The sequence below is a fragment of the Acidimicrobiales bacterium genome (genome assembly GCA_036399815.1).
Classification (GTDB): Bacteria; Actinomycetota; Acidimicrobiia; order Acidimicrobiales; family DASWMK01; genus DASWMK01.
This window is the reverse complement of sequence record DASWMK010000285.1, coordinates 26,428-40,067: the sequence shown is the minus strand read 5'-3', so window position 1 is coordinate 40,067 and position 13,640 is coordinate 26,428. Positions and strand designations below refer to the sequence as shown.

Here is a 13,640-nt window from a genome sequence, read left to right as displayed (position 1 = left end):
CCGGCCTGGTCGACGCCTTCCGGCCCGGGTTCCCGCTCCCGCCCGACCGGGTCGTCGACCTCCTGTCCGGCGCGCTCGCGGCGATCGAGCCCGACGCCGTCACCGGCGTCCACTGCTGCGGCCGGACCGACTGGGCGGCGGTGCTGGCGGCCGGCCCCGACCTGCTGAGCGCCCCGGTCGGCGGCGGCCTCGACGGCGCCGCGGCCCCCGTCGCCGCCTTCCTCGACCGCGGCGGGCGGGTGGCGTGGGGGGCGGTGCCGACCGACGGGCCGGTCGGCGAGCGCCCCGACCCGCTGGCCCGGCGGCTGACGGCCGAGTGGCGGGCGCTGGCCGACGCCGGCTGCGACCCCGACCTCCTCCGCCGCCAGGCGCTCGTCACCCCGGTGTGCGGGCTGGCCGGCCACGACCCCCGCCAGGCCGGCACGGCGCTGGCCCTCGCCGTGGCCGTGGCCAGGGCCGCGGCCGGTCCCCACATGGCCAGCGCCTGACCGGGCCGCCCATCGGGCATCATCCAGGGGTGGTGGTGCCGCCCCTCACCGGCCGCCTGCTGGTGGCCACGCCCCTGATCGGCGACCCGAACTTCGAGCGCACGGTCGTGCTCGTCCTCGAGCACAGCGACGACGGCGCCATCGGGGTCGTCCTCAACCGGCCGACCGACACCGAGCTGGTCGAGCCCCTGCCCGACTGGGGCGGGGTGGCGGCCGAGCCCCGGGTCGTGTTCGTCGGCGGCCCGGTGGGCGAGGGGTCGGCGATCGGCGTGGCCTGGACGGCGGAGCCGGCGACGGGGGACCGCGAGGACGGCGCCGCGCCGGTCGCCGGGCCGCTCAGCACCGTCGACCTGAGCCGCCCGCCCGGCGAGGTGCGGCCCGGGGTCGAGGCCGTCCGGGTGTTCGCCGGCTACGCCGGCTGGGGCGGCGGCCAGGTCGAGGACGAGATCGAGGCCGGCGCCTGGGTGGTGGCCGACACGAGGCCGGGCGACGCCTTCTCGCCCGACCCGGCCAGGCTCTGGGTCGACGTGCTGCGCCGCCAGCCCGGCCGCCTCGCCTGGCTGGCCAACTGCCCGCCCGACCCGTCGGTGAACTGATGGCCGTCCCCGGGGAGGTCGTCGCCCGCGTCACGGAGCTGCGCGAGCAGGTCGCCCACCACGCCCGCCGCTACCACGAGCACGACGACCCGGAGATCCCCGACGCCGAGTACGACGCCATGGTCCGGGAGCTGCGCCGGCTGGAGGAGGAGTTCCCGGAGCTGGCCACGCCGGACTCGCCGTCGGTGGCCGTCGGCGCGGCCCCGTCGCCGGCCTTCGCCCCGGTGCGCCACCGGGTGCCGATGATGTCGCTCGACAACGTCTTCGAGGAGGCCGAGCTGCGGGCCTGGGGGGCGCGGGTCGAGCGGGGCCTCGGGGACGAGGAGGTCGCCTACGCCTGCGAGCTGAAGATCGACGGGGTCGCCATGGCCCTGCGCTACGAGGGCGGCCGGCTGGTGCAGGCGGCGACGAGGGGCGACGGCCGCACGGGCGAGGACGTCACCGCCAACGTCCGCACGATCAGGGCGGTCCCCCAGGAGCTGGGCGACGGCGCCCCGGCCGTGCTCGAGGTGCGGGGCGAGATCTACATGCCGATCGCGGAGTTCGAGGCGCTGAACGCCCGCCAGGCCGAGGCCGGCGGCCGCCTGTTCGCCAACCCGAGGAACTCGGCGGCCGGGTCGCTGCGCCAGAAGGACCCGGGCGTGACCGCCAGCCGGAACCTCAGCATGTGGTGCTACCAGCTCGGCGAGGTCGACGGCCTCCCGCCCCTCGGCGGCCACGTCGAGAGCCTGGAGCTGCTCCGGGGCCTCGGCTTCCCGGTCAACCCGGAGATCCGGTGCGTGACCTCCCTCGACGAGGTCCACGAGTTCTGCCGGCACTGGGAGCACCACCGCCACGACCTCGACTACGAGATCGACGGCGTGGTCGTGAAGGTCGACTCGTTCGCGCAGCGCAACGAGCTGGGCTCGACGTCGCACGCGCCCCGCTGGGCCGTCGCCTACAAGTTCCCGCCCGAGGAGCGGCTGACCAAGCTGCGGGACATCAAGGTGTCGATCGGCCGCACGGGCAAGGCGACGCCGTTCGCCGAGCTCGAGCCGGTGTTCGTCGGCGGCTCGACCGTCGGCGTCGCCACCCTCCACAACGAGGACCAGGTGCGGGCCAAGGACGTGCGGGTGGGCGACACGGTCGTCGTCCGCAAGGCCGGCGACGTGATCCCCGAGGTCGTGAAGCCGGTGCTGGCCGAGCGGCCGCCCGACGCCGTCCCGTGGGAGTTCCCGACGGCGTGCCCGGTCTGCCACGGCCCGCTCGTGCGCCTGCCCGGCGAGAGCGACACGTTCTGCACGAACGCCGAGTGCCCGGCCCAGCGGGCCGGCCGCATCGAGCACTTCGCCTCCCGGGGGGCGATGGACATCGAGGGGTTCGGCGAGCAGCGGGTCCGCCTGTTCCTCGACCTCGGGCTCGTGGCCGACCCGGCCGACCTCTACGAGATCGACTGGGACCGGGTGCGGGCCCTCGAGGGGTTCGGCGAGGCCTCCATCCGCAACCTCCGCCACGCCATCGAGGCGTCGAAGGAGCGGTCGCTCGCCAACCTGCTCGTCGGGCTGAACATCCGCCACCTCGGCGGCACCGGCAGCCAGCTGCTGGCGAGGGCCATGGGCAGCCTCGACCGGATCATGGAGGCGACCCCCGAGGAGCTCGGCGCGGTCGACGGCATCGGGCCGACGATCGCCACGAGCGTCCACGAGTTCTTCGCCAACGAGGGCAACCGCGACCTCGTCCGCCGCCTCCAGCGCAACGGCGTGGACCCGAAGGGCCCGGCCGCGCCGGACGAGCCGCAGACCCTGGCCGGCATGTCGGTGGTCGTCACCGGCACCCTGGAGTCGATGAGCCGGGAGGCGGCCGAGGAGGCCATCAAGGCCAGGGGCGGGCGGGCGCCGGGCAGCGTGTCGAAGAAGACGACGGCCGTGGTCGCCGGCGAGGCGCCGGGGGCGGCGAAGGTCACGCGGGCGGCCGAGCTCGGGGTGCCGGTGCTCGACGAGCCGGCGTTCCTGCACCTGCTCGAGACCGGCGAGCTGCCGGCCCCCGTCGAGCCGGGCTAGGCGGGGACGGCCTCGGCCGCGGCCGGGCGGGGCGCCGGCTCGCGGGACGACGAGCGGTCCCGGCCGGCGGTGGCGACGACCACGCCGACGAGGATCAGCGCGCACCCGGCCAGCTGGAGGGGCGACGGCGCCTCGTCGACGACCACGACGGCCAGGCCGAGCGCGGCGACCGGCTGGATCAGCAGCAGCACCGACGTCAGCGCGGCGGGCAGGTGGGTCAGCGAGCGGGAGATCAGCAGCCACCCGGCGACCTGCGCGGTCAGCGCCAGCAGGGCCAGCCAGCCGTGCGCCGGCCACGCCGGCGTCACGTCCAGGTCGCCCATCACCGCGCCGATCAGCGCGCTGGTGGCGGCCGAGGCGACGACGGCGTCGAGCAGCGGACCGGCGATCCCGGTCGTGCCCCGCTGCACCTGGCGGTGCACGAGGATGAACCCCGAGTAGGCGACCGAGGTGAGCAGGCACAGCACGGCGCCGAGCACCGGGTCCTCGCCGTAGGCGTCGGCGCCGACCACGCCCGAGATCAGCACCACGCCGGTGAGCACCACGGGGAGGGCGGCGAACAGCGACCGGCCCGGGTGCTCGCCGAGCAGCGCCCAGGCCACGCCGGCGACGACGACGACCTGGAGGTTGCCGAGCACGGTGGCGAGGCCGGCGCCCACCTTCTCGATGCCGTGGTGCCACAGCACGAGGTCGACCGACAGCAGCACGCCGGCCAGCCCGGCCTGGAGGCGGGACCGCAGCGGCCGGCGCTCGTGGCGCCCCCTGGCCGTCAGGACCACGACGGCCAGCATCGGCACGGCGTAGAGGCAGCGGAACGTGGCGGCCGTGGTCGGCGACACGTCGGCCAGCCGCACGAGCACGCCGGACGACGCGATGCAGAGGGCGCCGAGGACGGCGCTCCCCACCGCGCCGCCGGCCGCGGCGCTCAGTCGACTTCGAAGCACCAGCTGGTCGTCCTGGCCGTGCCCTGGCCGGCGTCGGAGCGGTAGTAGGTGGCGGTCGCGCAGACCTGGCCGGTCGAGAAGGACTGGATGACCTTGCCCTCGCCGGGCTGGAAGAACAGCAGGTTCGGCGCGTTGCCCTGCGCGCCGATCGGCTCGCCCAGCTCGTTGGTGGCCGTCGGGTCGCGCCCCTGGAGCTGGTCGTCGGGGATCAGCACGCCGTTGACGACGAGGTTGCCCTCCCACCCGGGGAGCAGCTCGACCCCGACCTGGGACTGGCGCAGGGCCGTGTCGCCGTCGCCCGGGACCTGGCGGACGATGGCCGACCCGGAGGTGACCGACTGGCGGTCGGCGCCCGCGCTCAGCAGGGCCGCCACCACCAGCCCGGCCAGGCAGGCGACGACGAGCACGCCGATCACCACCCGCCGGGCCACGACCCGGCCGCGCGTCTCGAGCGGCGGCGCCAGCATCCCGCCATTCTGCCGTGCCGGGGGTCCACGGCCACCGGCCGTCACGCGGTTACGGTCGCTCGCGTGGCCCTGTCGCGCATGGCCGACCACATCGGTCGGGTCCTCGGCGGGCGCTACCGCCTCATGGCCCCGATCGGCACGGGTGCGTCGGCGTCGGTCTTCCTGGCCGACGACGTCACCCTGCGCCGGCGCGTCGCCGTGAAGGTCCTCCACGCCGCGCTGGCCGACGACGACGCCTTCCTCCGCCGGTTCCGGGCCGAGGCCCAGGCCGCGGCCGCGCTGAACCACCCGCACGTGCTGGCCGTCTACGACTGGGGCCACGACGACCTGCCCTACCTCGTCACCGAGTACCTGGGCGGCGGGAGCCTGCGGACGATGCTCGACCGGGGCCACCGCCTGACCCCGTCCCAGGCCCTGCTCGTCGGCCTCCAGGCGACCCGGGCGCTCGACTACGCCCACCGCAGGGGCTTCGTGCACCGGGACGTGAAGCCGGCCAACCTGCTGTTCGGCGAGGACGGGCGGCTCCGCATCGCCGACTTCGGCCTGGCCAGGGCGCTGGCCGAGGCGGCCTGGACGGAGCCGGCCGGCGCCGTGCTCGGCACCGCCCGCTACGCCTCGCCGGAGCAGGCGAGGGGCGAGTCGGTCACCGGCCGGTCCGACGTCTACGCGCTGGCGCTGGTGCTGATCGAGGCGGTCACCGGCAGCGTGCCGTTCGCCGCCGACACCACGATCGCCACCCTGATGGCGAGGGTCGACCGGCCCGTCCCCGTGCCGGCGGCCATGGGCCCGCTGTCCCGGGCGCTCGAGCGGGCGGGGCGGCCCGGCCCCGACGAGCGGCCCGACGCCGCCGCCTTCGGCGCCGCGCTGATGGCCTGCGCCGGCGACCTGCCCCGCCCGGCGCCCCTGCCCCTCGCCCCGGTCGGCGTGGTCGACGTCGACCTGACGGTGGACGAGCGGGACCCGACCCTGCTCCCGCCCCCGACCCCGTCCGAGCGCCCGGCGGCCACCGCCGTCGTCGACCCCACGCCGATGCCGCCGCCGGGGCGGCCGTCGCGGCGGGAGCGGCGCGACGCCCGCCAGCGGGCGAAGAGGGACCGCCAGCTCGAGGGGCTGAAGCGCAGCCGGCGGCGCTGGCCGCTCGTCGTCGTCGCCGTGCTGCTCGTGCTCGGCGCCACCGGGGCGGGCGCGGCCACGTGGCTGGCCGACCGGGTGCCGACCCACCCCGTGCCCTCGCTGCTCGGCCGCACGCGCGACGCCGCCACCGACGCCGCCGAGGCCAACGGCTGGGTCGTCCGGGTGACGACCACGAGGCGGGACGGCACGGCGGCCGGCGAGGTGATCGGCCAGGACCCCAGGCCCGGGACCGAGCTGGAGGAGGGGGAGCCGGTCACGCTGGTCGTGTCCCTCGGGAACACGCTGGTCGTCGTGCCCCGGGGCCTGCGGGGCCAGACGAGGGAGGCGGCCGAGGCCGCGCTGACCGGCGCCGGCCTGGTCGTCGGCACCGTCGTCACCCAGCACTCCGAGGACGTGCCCGACGGGGTCGTGCTCGACGTGGAGGACGTGCCCGACCGGCTGGAGCGGGGCACCAGCGTGGACCTCGTCGTCTCGTCCGGGCCGGAGCCGCGGGTGGTGCCGTCTGGCCTCGGCGGCGGCCGCTACGACGACGCCGCGGCCGCGCTGGAGGCCATCGGCCTCGTGCCCGTCCGCGTCGACCGGTTCGACGGCGACGTGCCCGCCGGCATCGTGATCGGCACCAGCCCGGCGCCGGGCACGACCGTGGAGCGGGGGGCCGAGGTCGCCGTCGCCGTGTCGATCGGCCCGCCGCTGGTCGAGGTGCCGGCCGTCGGCGGCCTGACCCTCGGGCAGGCCGTCGCCGCCCTGCGCACCGCCGGGCTGGCCCCCGGGAGCGTGGCCGGCGCGGCCGACGGCGTCGTCGACCACACCGCGCCGGCGGCCGGCGAGCTGATCCCGCTCGGCAGCACCGTCAACATCATCCTGGTGGGCCGGTCACCAGACGGGTGACCATGGCGGCCAGGGCCTCCGGCCCGGGGCCGTCGCCCATCCTCGCCAGCAGGCCGGCGCCCAGGGCAGCCGCCACGCCGGCGACGGCCACGTCCGCCGACGGCCGGCCCGGCGCCAGGCGCACGGCCGCCTCCTCGGCCAGCCGCAGCCACGGCACCAGGCGAGGGGTGATGCCCTCCTTCAGGGCCGGGGAGCGCTCGCTGCCGTCGACCAGCGCGGCGACGGCGGCGAGGTGGCCGGCCCGCAGGTCCTCGGCGACGAGCGCGGCGACGGCGGCGGCCACCTCGTCGGCCGGCGCCGCCGGGTCGAGCGCCGCCCGGTAGGCCGGCAGGCGGCGCTCGGTCAGGTCGTCGAGCGCGGCCAGCAGGGCGCCGGCCACGGAGCCGTAGTGGTAGAAGACGAGCGCCTGGTTGAACCCGCCGGCCCGGGCGACGGTGCGGGCGCTGGTGCCGGCCACCCCCTCGGTGCGGAGCGTCACGAGGACCGCGTCGAGGATGCGCCGCCGGGTCTCCCGCCCGGCGGCCGTGCCCATCGGTCCCACGGTGCCGACGCTAGTTTCGGCGCCCACCACGACAAGGGAGAGGGCATGGGATCGCTCGACGGACGGGTGGCCATCATCACGGGTGCCGGTCGGGGCCTCGGGCGCGAGCACGCGCTGCTCTTCGCCGCCGAGGGGGCCAGGGTCGTGGTCAACGACCTCGGCGGCAACATCGACGGCACGGGCGCCGACCGGGCACCGGCCCAGGTCGTGGTCGACGAGATCCTGGCCCTCGGCGGCGAGGCCGTCGCCAACGTGGACGACGTGGCCGACTGGGAGGGCGGGCAGCGCCTCGTGAACACGGCCGTCGAGGCGTTCGGGCGCCTCGACGTGCTCGTCAACAACGCCGGCATCCTCCGCGACCGGGTCCTCGTCAACATGACCGAGGAGGAGTGGGACGCGGTCATCGCCGTGCACCTGAAGGGCCACTTCGTGCCGACCAGGTGGGCGGCGGCCTACTGGCGGGAGCAGGCGAAGGCGGGCACGCCGGTCCGGGCCAACCTCGTGCACACCTCGTCGACCTCCGGCCTCCTCGGCAACCCCGGGCAGACGAACTACGGCGCGGCGAAGGCCGGCATCGGCGCCTTCAGCATCATCTGCGCGCAGGAGCTGGCCCGCTACGGCGTCCGCTCGAACTGCATCGCGCCGGCCGCCCGCACCCGGCTGACCGAGTCGACCCCCGGCCTGTCCGACATCGTCCAGGCCCCCGAGGACGCCGCCCGCTTCGACGTGTGGGACCCGGCCAACGTGTCGCCCCTCGTCGCCTACCTCGCCACCGAGGACTGCCCGTTCACCGGGAAGACGTTCTTCTCCCAGGGCGGCACCGTGAAGGTGATGGAGCCCTGGCGGATGGGCGACGGGGTGGAGCGGGACGACCGCTGGACGGTGGAGGGGCTGGCCGACGCGCTGCGCCCGTTCGCCGCTTCGTAACGGCGTCACGCACCGCGCGTCGTTGACTACACTCCTCGCCGCGTGGCAGGGCCCGGTGCGGGGCAGCCGGACGTGGCGTTCCCCAGCCGCCGCGAGGAGGCGCTCCCCGGGCCCTGCTGGCGCGTCCGGCGCCCGACCCCTTGACCGGAGGGTCAGGTAGCGTCTGGGGGCATGGGGAGGGAGGACACCGGGGAGTTCGCCCTCGACCCTCCGGGGGCGGAGGAGGTCGGTGTCGTCCCCTGGCCGCTGCTGCTGCGGCGGTGGATGGCGCAGCGGGTGGCGGCGAGCGACCGGGGCCGGTGGATCGTCCTGTCCGCCTCGCTGTTCGGCCTGTTCACGGTCGGCTTCACGATCACGATCCTCGCCGTCTCGCTGCCCCGCATCGCCCGCGACCTGGAGACGACCCCGGCCACCCTGACCTGGGTCATCACCGGCCCGCTGCTCGCCCTCGGCGTGGTCGGGCCGGCGTTCGGCCGCCTGGGCGACCTGTGGGGCCAGCGCCGGGTCTACCTGCTCGGCCTCGGCGCGGCCGGGGTGCTGGCCGGGGCCACCGCCCTCGCCCCGTCGGCGGCCGCGCTGATCGCCTTCCGGGTGCTCGGCGCCGTGGGCGGCGCCGCCACCGGGCCGGCGGCCATGGCCATGATCGCCGGCGTGTTCCCGCCCGAGCGGCGGGTGCAGGCGCTCGGCCTCTGGTCGCTCGTCATGGCGGGCTCGCCGGTGCTCGGCGTCGTCGCCGGCGGCCCCGTCGTCGAGGCGTTCGGCTGGCGGTGGATCTTCGTCGGCCAGGTCGTGTTCACGGTGATCGCCTGGGCCGTCGCCTACGCCATCCTCCCCGAGAGCCGGCGGGCCGGCGGCCCCCGGTCCTTCGACTGGGTCGGCGCCCTCCTGCTCGCCGCCGGGGTGACCAGCCTGCTCGTCGGCCTCAACCGGGGCCCCGAGTGGGGCTGGGCCAGCACCGGCGTGGTGGCCGCCTTCGCCGCCGTGCCGGTCGCCCTCGCCGCGTTCGTGGTCGTGGAGCGGACCTCGGCCTCGCCGCTCGTGCCCCTCCGCTACCTGCGGCGGCGCAACGTGGCCGTGCCGATGGCGGCCGGCGCCCTCACCCAGTTCGCGTACATGGGCGGGTTCATCCTCACCCCGCTGCTGCTCCAGGACGTGCTCGGCTACGGCGAGACCCGCACCGGGCTGCTCTCGATCGCCCGCCCGCTCACCTTCGCCATCGCCGGCCCGGTCGCCGGGTGGATGGCGGTGCGGGTCGGCGAGCGGGCGTCGGCCGTGTTCGGCGCGGCCGTCGTGTCGCTCAGCATGGTCGCCCTCTCCACGGTGGCGCCCGGGTCGAGCGACCTCACGATCGTCGTCGCCCTGGCCCTGTCCGGGCTCGGCCTCGGGGCGACGGCGCCCGCCCTGTCGGCCAGCGTGGCCAACGCCGTCGACGACGGCGACCTCGGCGTGGCCGGCGCCTCCTACCAGCTGGCCGCCCAGGTCGGGGTGGTCGCCGGCATCCAGATCATGCAGACCGTCCAGGCCACCACCGTGTCGTCGGCCGGCCTGGTCGGCAGCTACGGCGACGCCTTCCTCACCGGCGCGGCCGCCTGCGCCATCGGCGCCGTCGCCGCCTCGTTCCTCCGCAGCACGCCGCGGGGCGCGGCCGGCGAGGAGCCGGCCCCCGCCGGCGACCGGGGGCTCGAGGTGGCGAGGGCGAGCTGACCGTGCAGCTCGCCGTCGTGCTCGACTGCGCCGACCCCGTCGCCCTCGCCCCGTTCTGGGCGGCGGCCGTCGGCTACCGCCGGGTGAGCGGGGACGGCGACCCCTACGTCGTGCTGGCCGACCCGGCCGGGCGCCTCCCCGAGCTCCTGCTCCAGCGGGTGGCCGAGCCCCGCACGGCGAAGAACCGCATGCACCTCGACCTCCGGGTCGACGACCTGGACGGCGAGGTGGCCCGCCTGGTGGCGGCCGGCGCCCGGCCCGTGGGCGGGCGGGTGCACGAGGACGGCTGGGTGTGGCAGGTGCTGGCCGACCCGGAGGGCAACGAGCTGTGCGTGCTCCGCCCCCCTGGTGGGCCACCCGTCACTCGGTGATCTCCTTGATCCGCCGGGCGATCTCGGCGGTCGTGGCGTCCGGGGTGGTCGTCTGCATGGCCATGAGCTTGGTCATGTCGCCCTGGACCTTGATCTTGCCGGCCATGAACGCCTGCATCCCGGCCTGCGGGTTCTGCTCCACGAAGATCGCCCTCGCCGTGTCGTAGTCGAGGGTGACGGTGACGTCGGCCGACTCCAGGTGGCCGAGGTCGAGCTCGACCTCGCCGGCCGAGGTGTCCATGTGGGCGTTGACGGTGCCGTCGCCGAAGGGGACGTCGGTGATCACCTGGTTCATGCGGATGGCATGGGCGGGCGGGGCCGTCTTCCCGGAGTACTCCTCGCGGATCTTCCTGGCCTCGGCCAACCACTCGTCCGACAGGAACTTGTACGGCACGTCGTCTCCCTTCGCGGTCTGCGGCGGGGCCGCACGCTACCCGGTGGTCGTGAGGGGATCCGCCGCCAGCGACCACACGACGAAGCGGCCGACGAAGGCCGACAGCTCGTCCAGGGGCAGCTCGATGCGGCCGGTGCGGTGGAAGTGGCTGAAGTACCCGACCGCCCCGACGACGCCGTAGGCCAGCAGCTCGGGGTCCTCGTCGCGCACCAGCCCGGCGGCGATCCCCTCCCGGATCAGGGCGGCGACGTCGGCGACGTGCACGTCGGTGCCCTTGCGGACGACGTCGGCGAACTGCTTCTCCAGGTGCTCGACCTCGAGCAGGGCGAAGAAGTGGGCGTGGTGGGCCATGAACCGCACCGACGCCTCGGCGCCCTGGCGCAGGCGGGTGAGGGCGTCGGCGGCCGGGTCCATGGCCTCGCCCTGGGCCCGCCGCAGCCGCAGCCTGATGTCCTCGGCCAGCTCCCGGAACAGGGTCTCCTTGGTGTCGAAGTACCAGTAGAAGAGGCCCTTGGCCACGCCGGCGGCGGTGACGATGTCGGCGATGCGGGTGTCCGCGTACCCGCGGGCCGCGAACAGCTCGGCCGCCGTGTCGATGAGCTGCTGCTTGCGCTCCTGCCCCTGGGTCGTCAGCCGTCGGGCCATGCCGCCCCAACAGTAGGGTGGACCGATGGCCGGCACGAGGGCCGAGCGGATCGCCACCCGCGCCCGCAACCCGAAGTGGCGCAACGCCCCGCTCCGCATCGAGATGGCCGAGTGCATCAACTGCGACACGTGCCTGCGCCACTGCCCGCCCCAGTTCGGGGCCATCTTCAACCACGGGATCGACGTGGTGATCATCCCGGAGCTGTGCTCGGGCTGCGGCAAGTGCCTCGACCCGTGCCCGGTGGACTGCATCTACGAGGACCCGGCCTGGGTGCCGGCGCCCGACGACTGGTGGGAGGAGCCGGCCACCGATGACCCCTACTGACCCAGCGGTGCTGCCCGGCGCGGAGGCCTGGTCGGCCCCGGGCGGCCCGCACGGCGCGCTCGTCCTCCACGGGTTCACCGGCAACCCGACCTCGATGCGGCCGCTGGCCGAGCGCCTGGCCGCGGCCGGCCTGGCCGTCGAGCTGCCCCGGCTGCCGGGCCACGGCACGACCGTCGAGGACATGGCGACGACGTCGTGGCCGGACTGGTCGGCGGCGGCCGAGGCGGCCTACGCCGACCTCGCGGCGCGGTGCGAGCGGGTCGTCGTGGCCGGGCTGTCGATGGGCGGCACCCTCGCCGCCTGGCTGGCCGTCGAGCACCCCGAGATCGCCGGCCTCGTGCTCGTCAACCCGGCCGTCGAGCCCATCCCGCCCATGCGCGACCTGGTCGAGGCGGTCGCCGCCCAGGGCGAGGCGTTCATGCCCGGCGTGGGGTCGGACATCGCCGCGCCCGGGGTCATCGAGTCGGCCTACGACCGGGCGCCGGTCGCCGGCCTGCTGTCGCTGCTCGACGCCGTCGACGCCCTGCAGCCCCGCCTGCCCGGCATCCGCTGCCCGATCCTGCTCGCCACCAGTCCCCACGACCACGTCGTCCCGCCGACCGGCGGCGACCACCTGGCCGGCCTCGTCGCCGGCCCGGTCACCCGCCTGGTGCTGGAGCGCAGCTTCCACGTCGCCACCCTCGACCTCGACCGGGAGCTGCTGGAGGACGCCGCCGTGCGCTTCGCCGGCGAGGTCACCGGGGGCTAGGAGCAGCCCTCGATCAGCTCGACGGCCTCGGCCACGCCGGTGCGGAACGACGTCACCCGCTGGCCGTCGGTCTCGAAGATCGTGCGCATTGCCGGGTCCTGGCCCGGCCCCGGCCCGACCACGAGGTAGTGCCCGTCCCCGAGGTAGGGGTGGGGGCGGACCTCGACCCGGTCGCCGTAGGCGTCGGCCACCTCGCGCTCGGTCGAGCCGATGTCGACGCCCTCCTCGGTCGGGAACCCGGGCGACACGTCGCCGGCGTCGGTCGGGAGCTCCTGGAGGTCGATGCGGACGACGGTGTCGCCGTCGACCATCACGTTGACCCCGACCGCCATGCCGGCCGCCGAGATGTAGGCGCACGGGCTGCCCTCGGTCCCGGAGGTCACGTCCCAGTCCCGCCCGGTGGCCGCCTCCAGCTCCTCGACGGTCATGCCGGCCACGATCGGGCCGAGCCGGCCCCAGCCGACCCGGTCGGACGGGTCGAGCACCGGCCCGTCGGGCGCGGTCGTCGACGTGGTGGGCGGGGCCGTCGTGTCCGTGGTCGACGGCGCCGCCGTGGTCGGGGGCGCGGTCGTCGTCGGCGGCGGGGCCGCCGTCGTCGCCGGGGCGGTGGTCACCGGCGCGGACGTCGTGGTGGGGGGCGCGGTCGTGGTCGTCGCCGGCTCGTCGCCCGCCGTCGTCGACGGCCCGCCCACGGCCACCTGCTGGGGGTCGTCGCCGCCGAGGCTGCGGACGCCGACGACGGCGGCGAGGACGACGATCGCCGCCGCCACCGCCCCGAGCGTCGCCAGCTGCCACGGGGCGAACGTGCGGGCCTCGGTGCGCGCCTCGATGCGGTCCCACGCGTCGGGCGACACGGTGACCCGCTCTGCCTGGCGCCTGAGGGTCTCCCTGACCCGGTCCTCGACGTTCATCGCTCGATCACCTCGCGGAGGCGGGCCAGGCCCCGGTGGACCGCCGAGCCCACCGTGCCGGGCCGGCAGCCGAGCACCTGGGCGGTCTCCGCCTCGCTCATGTCCTCGTAGAAGCGCAGGACGATCGCCGCCCGCTGGCGGAACGGCAGGCGCTGGATGGCGTCCCACAGCTCGTCGGCCCTGAGCTCGGCGGGGGCGTCGGGCGCCGGCCGGCGCCGCACCTCGAGCGCCTGGCGCCGGTGCCAGGACCGGCAGTTGTTGGCCACGACCACCCGCAGGTAGGCCGGCGGGTTGGCGGCCCGGGCCCAGCCCCGCCGCAGCTGCACGAACGCGTCCTGCACGAGCTCCTCCGCCACCTCGTTGGACCCGGTCAGGAGGTGGGCGAAGCGGACCATGGCCGCGTACTCCTGCCGGTACAGCTCGACGAGCGGGTCGGGCCACGTCGCCGCCAGGGGGACGACCGCCGCGACCGGGCCCGTCCCCTCGTCGCCGGCTCGCTCGAGCGCCATCACGTCCTC

Annotated in this window: 16 protein-coding genes; 9 read left to right on the top strand and 7 right to left on the bottom strand. The window is 76.1% G+C overall.

The genetic code is table 11. The annotated features are described in order from the left end of the window. From VGB14_21285 to ligA, 3 genes are all read left to right on the top strand, one after another. A partial coding sequence (locus VGB14_21285) for a hypothetical protein (GenBank protein HEX9995466.1) occupies nt 1–488 on the top strand: 488 nt, incomplete at its 5' end. 29 nt (nt 489–517) lie between these two features. Beyond that, nucleotides 518–1,084, top strand: coding sequence for a YqgE/AlgH family protein (locus VGB14_21280; GenBank protein ID HEX9995465.1), 567 nt, complete (start codon nt 518–520; stop codon nt 1,082–1,084). Further along, nucleotides 1,084–3,123 carry an NAD-dependent DNA ligase LigA gene (gene ligA, locus VGB14_21275; protein HEX9995464.1) on the top strand — a complete coding sequence of 680 codons (2,040 nt, stop codon included), beginning with the start codon at nt 1,084–1,086 and terminating at the stop codon, nt 3,121–3,123. Before VGB14_21280 ends, ligA begins: the two co-directional genes overlap by 1 nt. Here the strand turns inward: ligA and VGB14_21270 are convergent. Together VGB14_21270 and VGB14_21265 are read right to left on the bottom strand one after the other, a co-directional pair. Then, nucleotides 3,120–4,067 carry a DMT family transporter gene (locus VGB14_21270; GenBank protein ID HEX9995463.1) on the bottom strand — a complete coding sequence of 316 codons (948 nt, stop codon included), beginning with the start codon at nt 4,065–4,067 and terminating at the stop codon, nt 3,120–3,122. The genes ligA and VGB14_21270 overlap by 4 nt on opposite strands. After that, nucleotides 4,049–4,534, bottom strand: coding sequence for a hypothetical protein (locus VGB14_21265; GenBank protein ID HEX9995462.1), 486 nt, complete (start codon nt 4,532–4,534; stop codon nt 4,049–4,051). The genes VGB14_21270 and VGB14_21265 overlap by 19 nt, the downstream gene beginning before the upstream one ends. 63 nt (nt 4,535–4,597) lie before the next feature. On the opposite strand from VGB14_21265, the gene VGB14_21260 reads away from it, so the two are divergent. After that, entirely contained in the window at nt 4,598–6,556 is a 1,959-nt protein-coding gene (locus VGB14_21260; protein HEX9995461.1) for a PASTA domain-containing protein, read from the top strand. Here VGB14_21260 and VGB14_21255 read toward each other — a convergent pair. Next, the gene (locus VGB14_21255) at nt 6,525–7,097 is read right to left on the bottom strand and encodes a TetR/AcrR family transcriptional regulator (protein HEX9995460.1); all 573 of its coding nucleotides are present in this window, start codon (nt 7,095–7,097) and stop codon (nt 6,525–6,527) included. The two genes, VGB14_21260 and VGB14_21255, sit on opposite strands and share 32 nt — an antisense overlap. Before the next feature lie 45 nt (nt 7,098–7,142). Between VGB14_21255 and VGB14_21250 the strand changes: the two genes are divergently transcribed. The 3 genes from VGB14_21250 to VGB14_21240 all read left to right on the top strand — a co-directional run bounded on the left by VGB14_21250 (nt 7,143) and on the right by VGB14_21240 (nt 10,099). Further along, nucleotides 7,143–8,024 (top strand): SDR family oxidoreductase, encoded by an 882-nt coding sequence (locus VGB14_21250; protein HEX9995459.1) that lies wholly within the window; start codon nt 7,143–7,145, stop codon nt 8,022–8,024. A 171-nt stretch (nt 8,025–8,195) separates the two neighbouring features. Continuing rightward, nucleotides 8,196–9,728 (top strand): MFS transporter, encoded by a 1,533-nt coding sequence (locus VGB14_21245; GenBank protein ID HEX9995458.1) that lies wholly within the window; start codon nt 8,196–8,198, stop codon nt 9,726–9,728. A gap of 2 nt (nt 9,729–9,730) precedes the next feature. Further along, a complete protein-coding gene (locus VGB14_21240; protein HEX9995457.1) occupies nt 9,731–10,099 on the top strand; it encodes a VOC family protein in 369 nt (122 codons plus the stop codon). Here the strand turns inward: VGB14_21240 and VGB14_21235 are convergent. Then, nucleotides 10,089–10,493 (bottom strand): SCP2 sterol-binding domain-containing protein, encoded by a 405-nt coding sequence (locus tag VGB14_21235; GenBank protein HEX9995456.1) that lies wholly within the window; start codon nt 10,491–10,493, stop codon nt 10,089–10,091. The two genes, VGB14_21240 and VGB14_21235, sit on opposite strands and share 11 nt — an antisense overlap. 36 nt (nt 10,494–10,529) lie before the next feature. Beyond that, a complete protein-coding gene (locus VGB14_21230) occupies nt 10,530–11,138 on the bottom strand; it encodes a TetR family transcriptional regulator (protein ID HEX9995455.1) in 609 nt (202 codons plus the stop codon). Between the two features lie 25 nt (nt 11,139–11,163). Here VGB14_21230 and VGB14_21225 point away from each other — a divergent pair, with 25 nt between their 5' ends. Beyond that, complete coding sequence (locus VGB14_21225) at nt 11,164–11,463, top strand: 4Fe-4S dicluster-binding protein (protein HEX9995454.1); 300 nt, start codon at nt 11,164–11,166, stop codon at nt 11,461–11,463. After that, on the top strand, nt 11,450–12,211 hold the full coding sequence (locus VGB14_21220; protein HEX9995453.1) for an alpha/beta fold hydrolase: 762 nt from the start codon (nt 11,450–11,452) through the stop codon (nt 12,209–12,211). The genes VGB14_21225 and VGB14_21220 overlap by 14 nt, the downstream gene beginning before the upstream one ends. Here VGB14_21220 and VGB14_21215 read toward each other — a convergent pair. After that, a complete protein-coding gene (locus VGB14_21215; protein HEX9995452.1) occupies nt 12,208–13,122 on the bottom strand; it encodes a hypothetical protein in 915 nt (304 codons plus the stop codon). The genes VGB14_21220 and VGB14_21215 overlap by 4 nt on opposite strands. After that, entirely contained in the window at nt 13,119–13,631 is a 513-nt protein-coding gene (locus tag VGB14_21210; GenBank protein HEX9995451.1) for a SigE family RNA polymerase sigma factor, read from the bottom strand. The genes VGB14_21215 and VGB14_21210 overlap by 4 nt, the downstream gene beginning before the upstream one ends. Between the last annotated feature and the right edge of the window lie 9 nt (nt 13,632–13,640).

Coding starts and splice junctions, on each gene's coding strand:
- ligA (HEX9995464.1), top strand. CDS start 1,084: ATGGCCGTCCCCGGGGAGGTCGTCGCCCGCGTCACGGAGCTGCGCGAG.
- VGB14_21265 (HEX9995462.1), bottom strand. CDS start 4,534: ATGCTGGCGCCGCCGCTCGAGACGCGCGGCCGGGTCGTGGCCCGGCGG.
- VGB14_21250 (HEX9995459.1), top strand. CDS start 7,143: ATGGGATCGCTCGACGGACGGGTGGCCATCATCACGGGTGCCGGTCGG.
- VGB14_21245 (HEX9995458.1), top strand. CDS start 8,196: ATGGGGAGGGAGGACACCGGGGAGTTCGCCCTCGACCCTCCGGGGGCG.
- VGB14_21230 (HEX9995455.1), bottom strand. CDS start 11,138: ATGGCCCGACGGCTGACGACCCAGGGGCAGGAGCGCAAGCAGCAGCTC.
- VGB14_21225 (HEX9995454.1), top strand. CDS start 11,164: ATGGCCGGCACGAGGGCCGAGCGGATCGCCACCCGCGCCCGCAACCCG.
- VGB14_21220 (HEX9995453.1), top strand. CDS start 11,450: ATGACCCCTACTGACCCAGCGGTGCTGCCCGGCGCGGAGGCCTGGTCG.
- VGB14_21215 (HEX9995452.1), bottom strand. CDS start 13,122: ATGAACGTCGAGGACCGGGTCAGGGAGACCCTCAGGCGCCAGGCAGAG.
- VGB14_21210 (HEX9995451.1), bottom strand. CDS start 13,631: ATGGCGCTCGAGCGAGCCGGCGACGAGGGGACGGGCCCGGTCGCGGCG.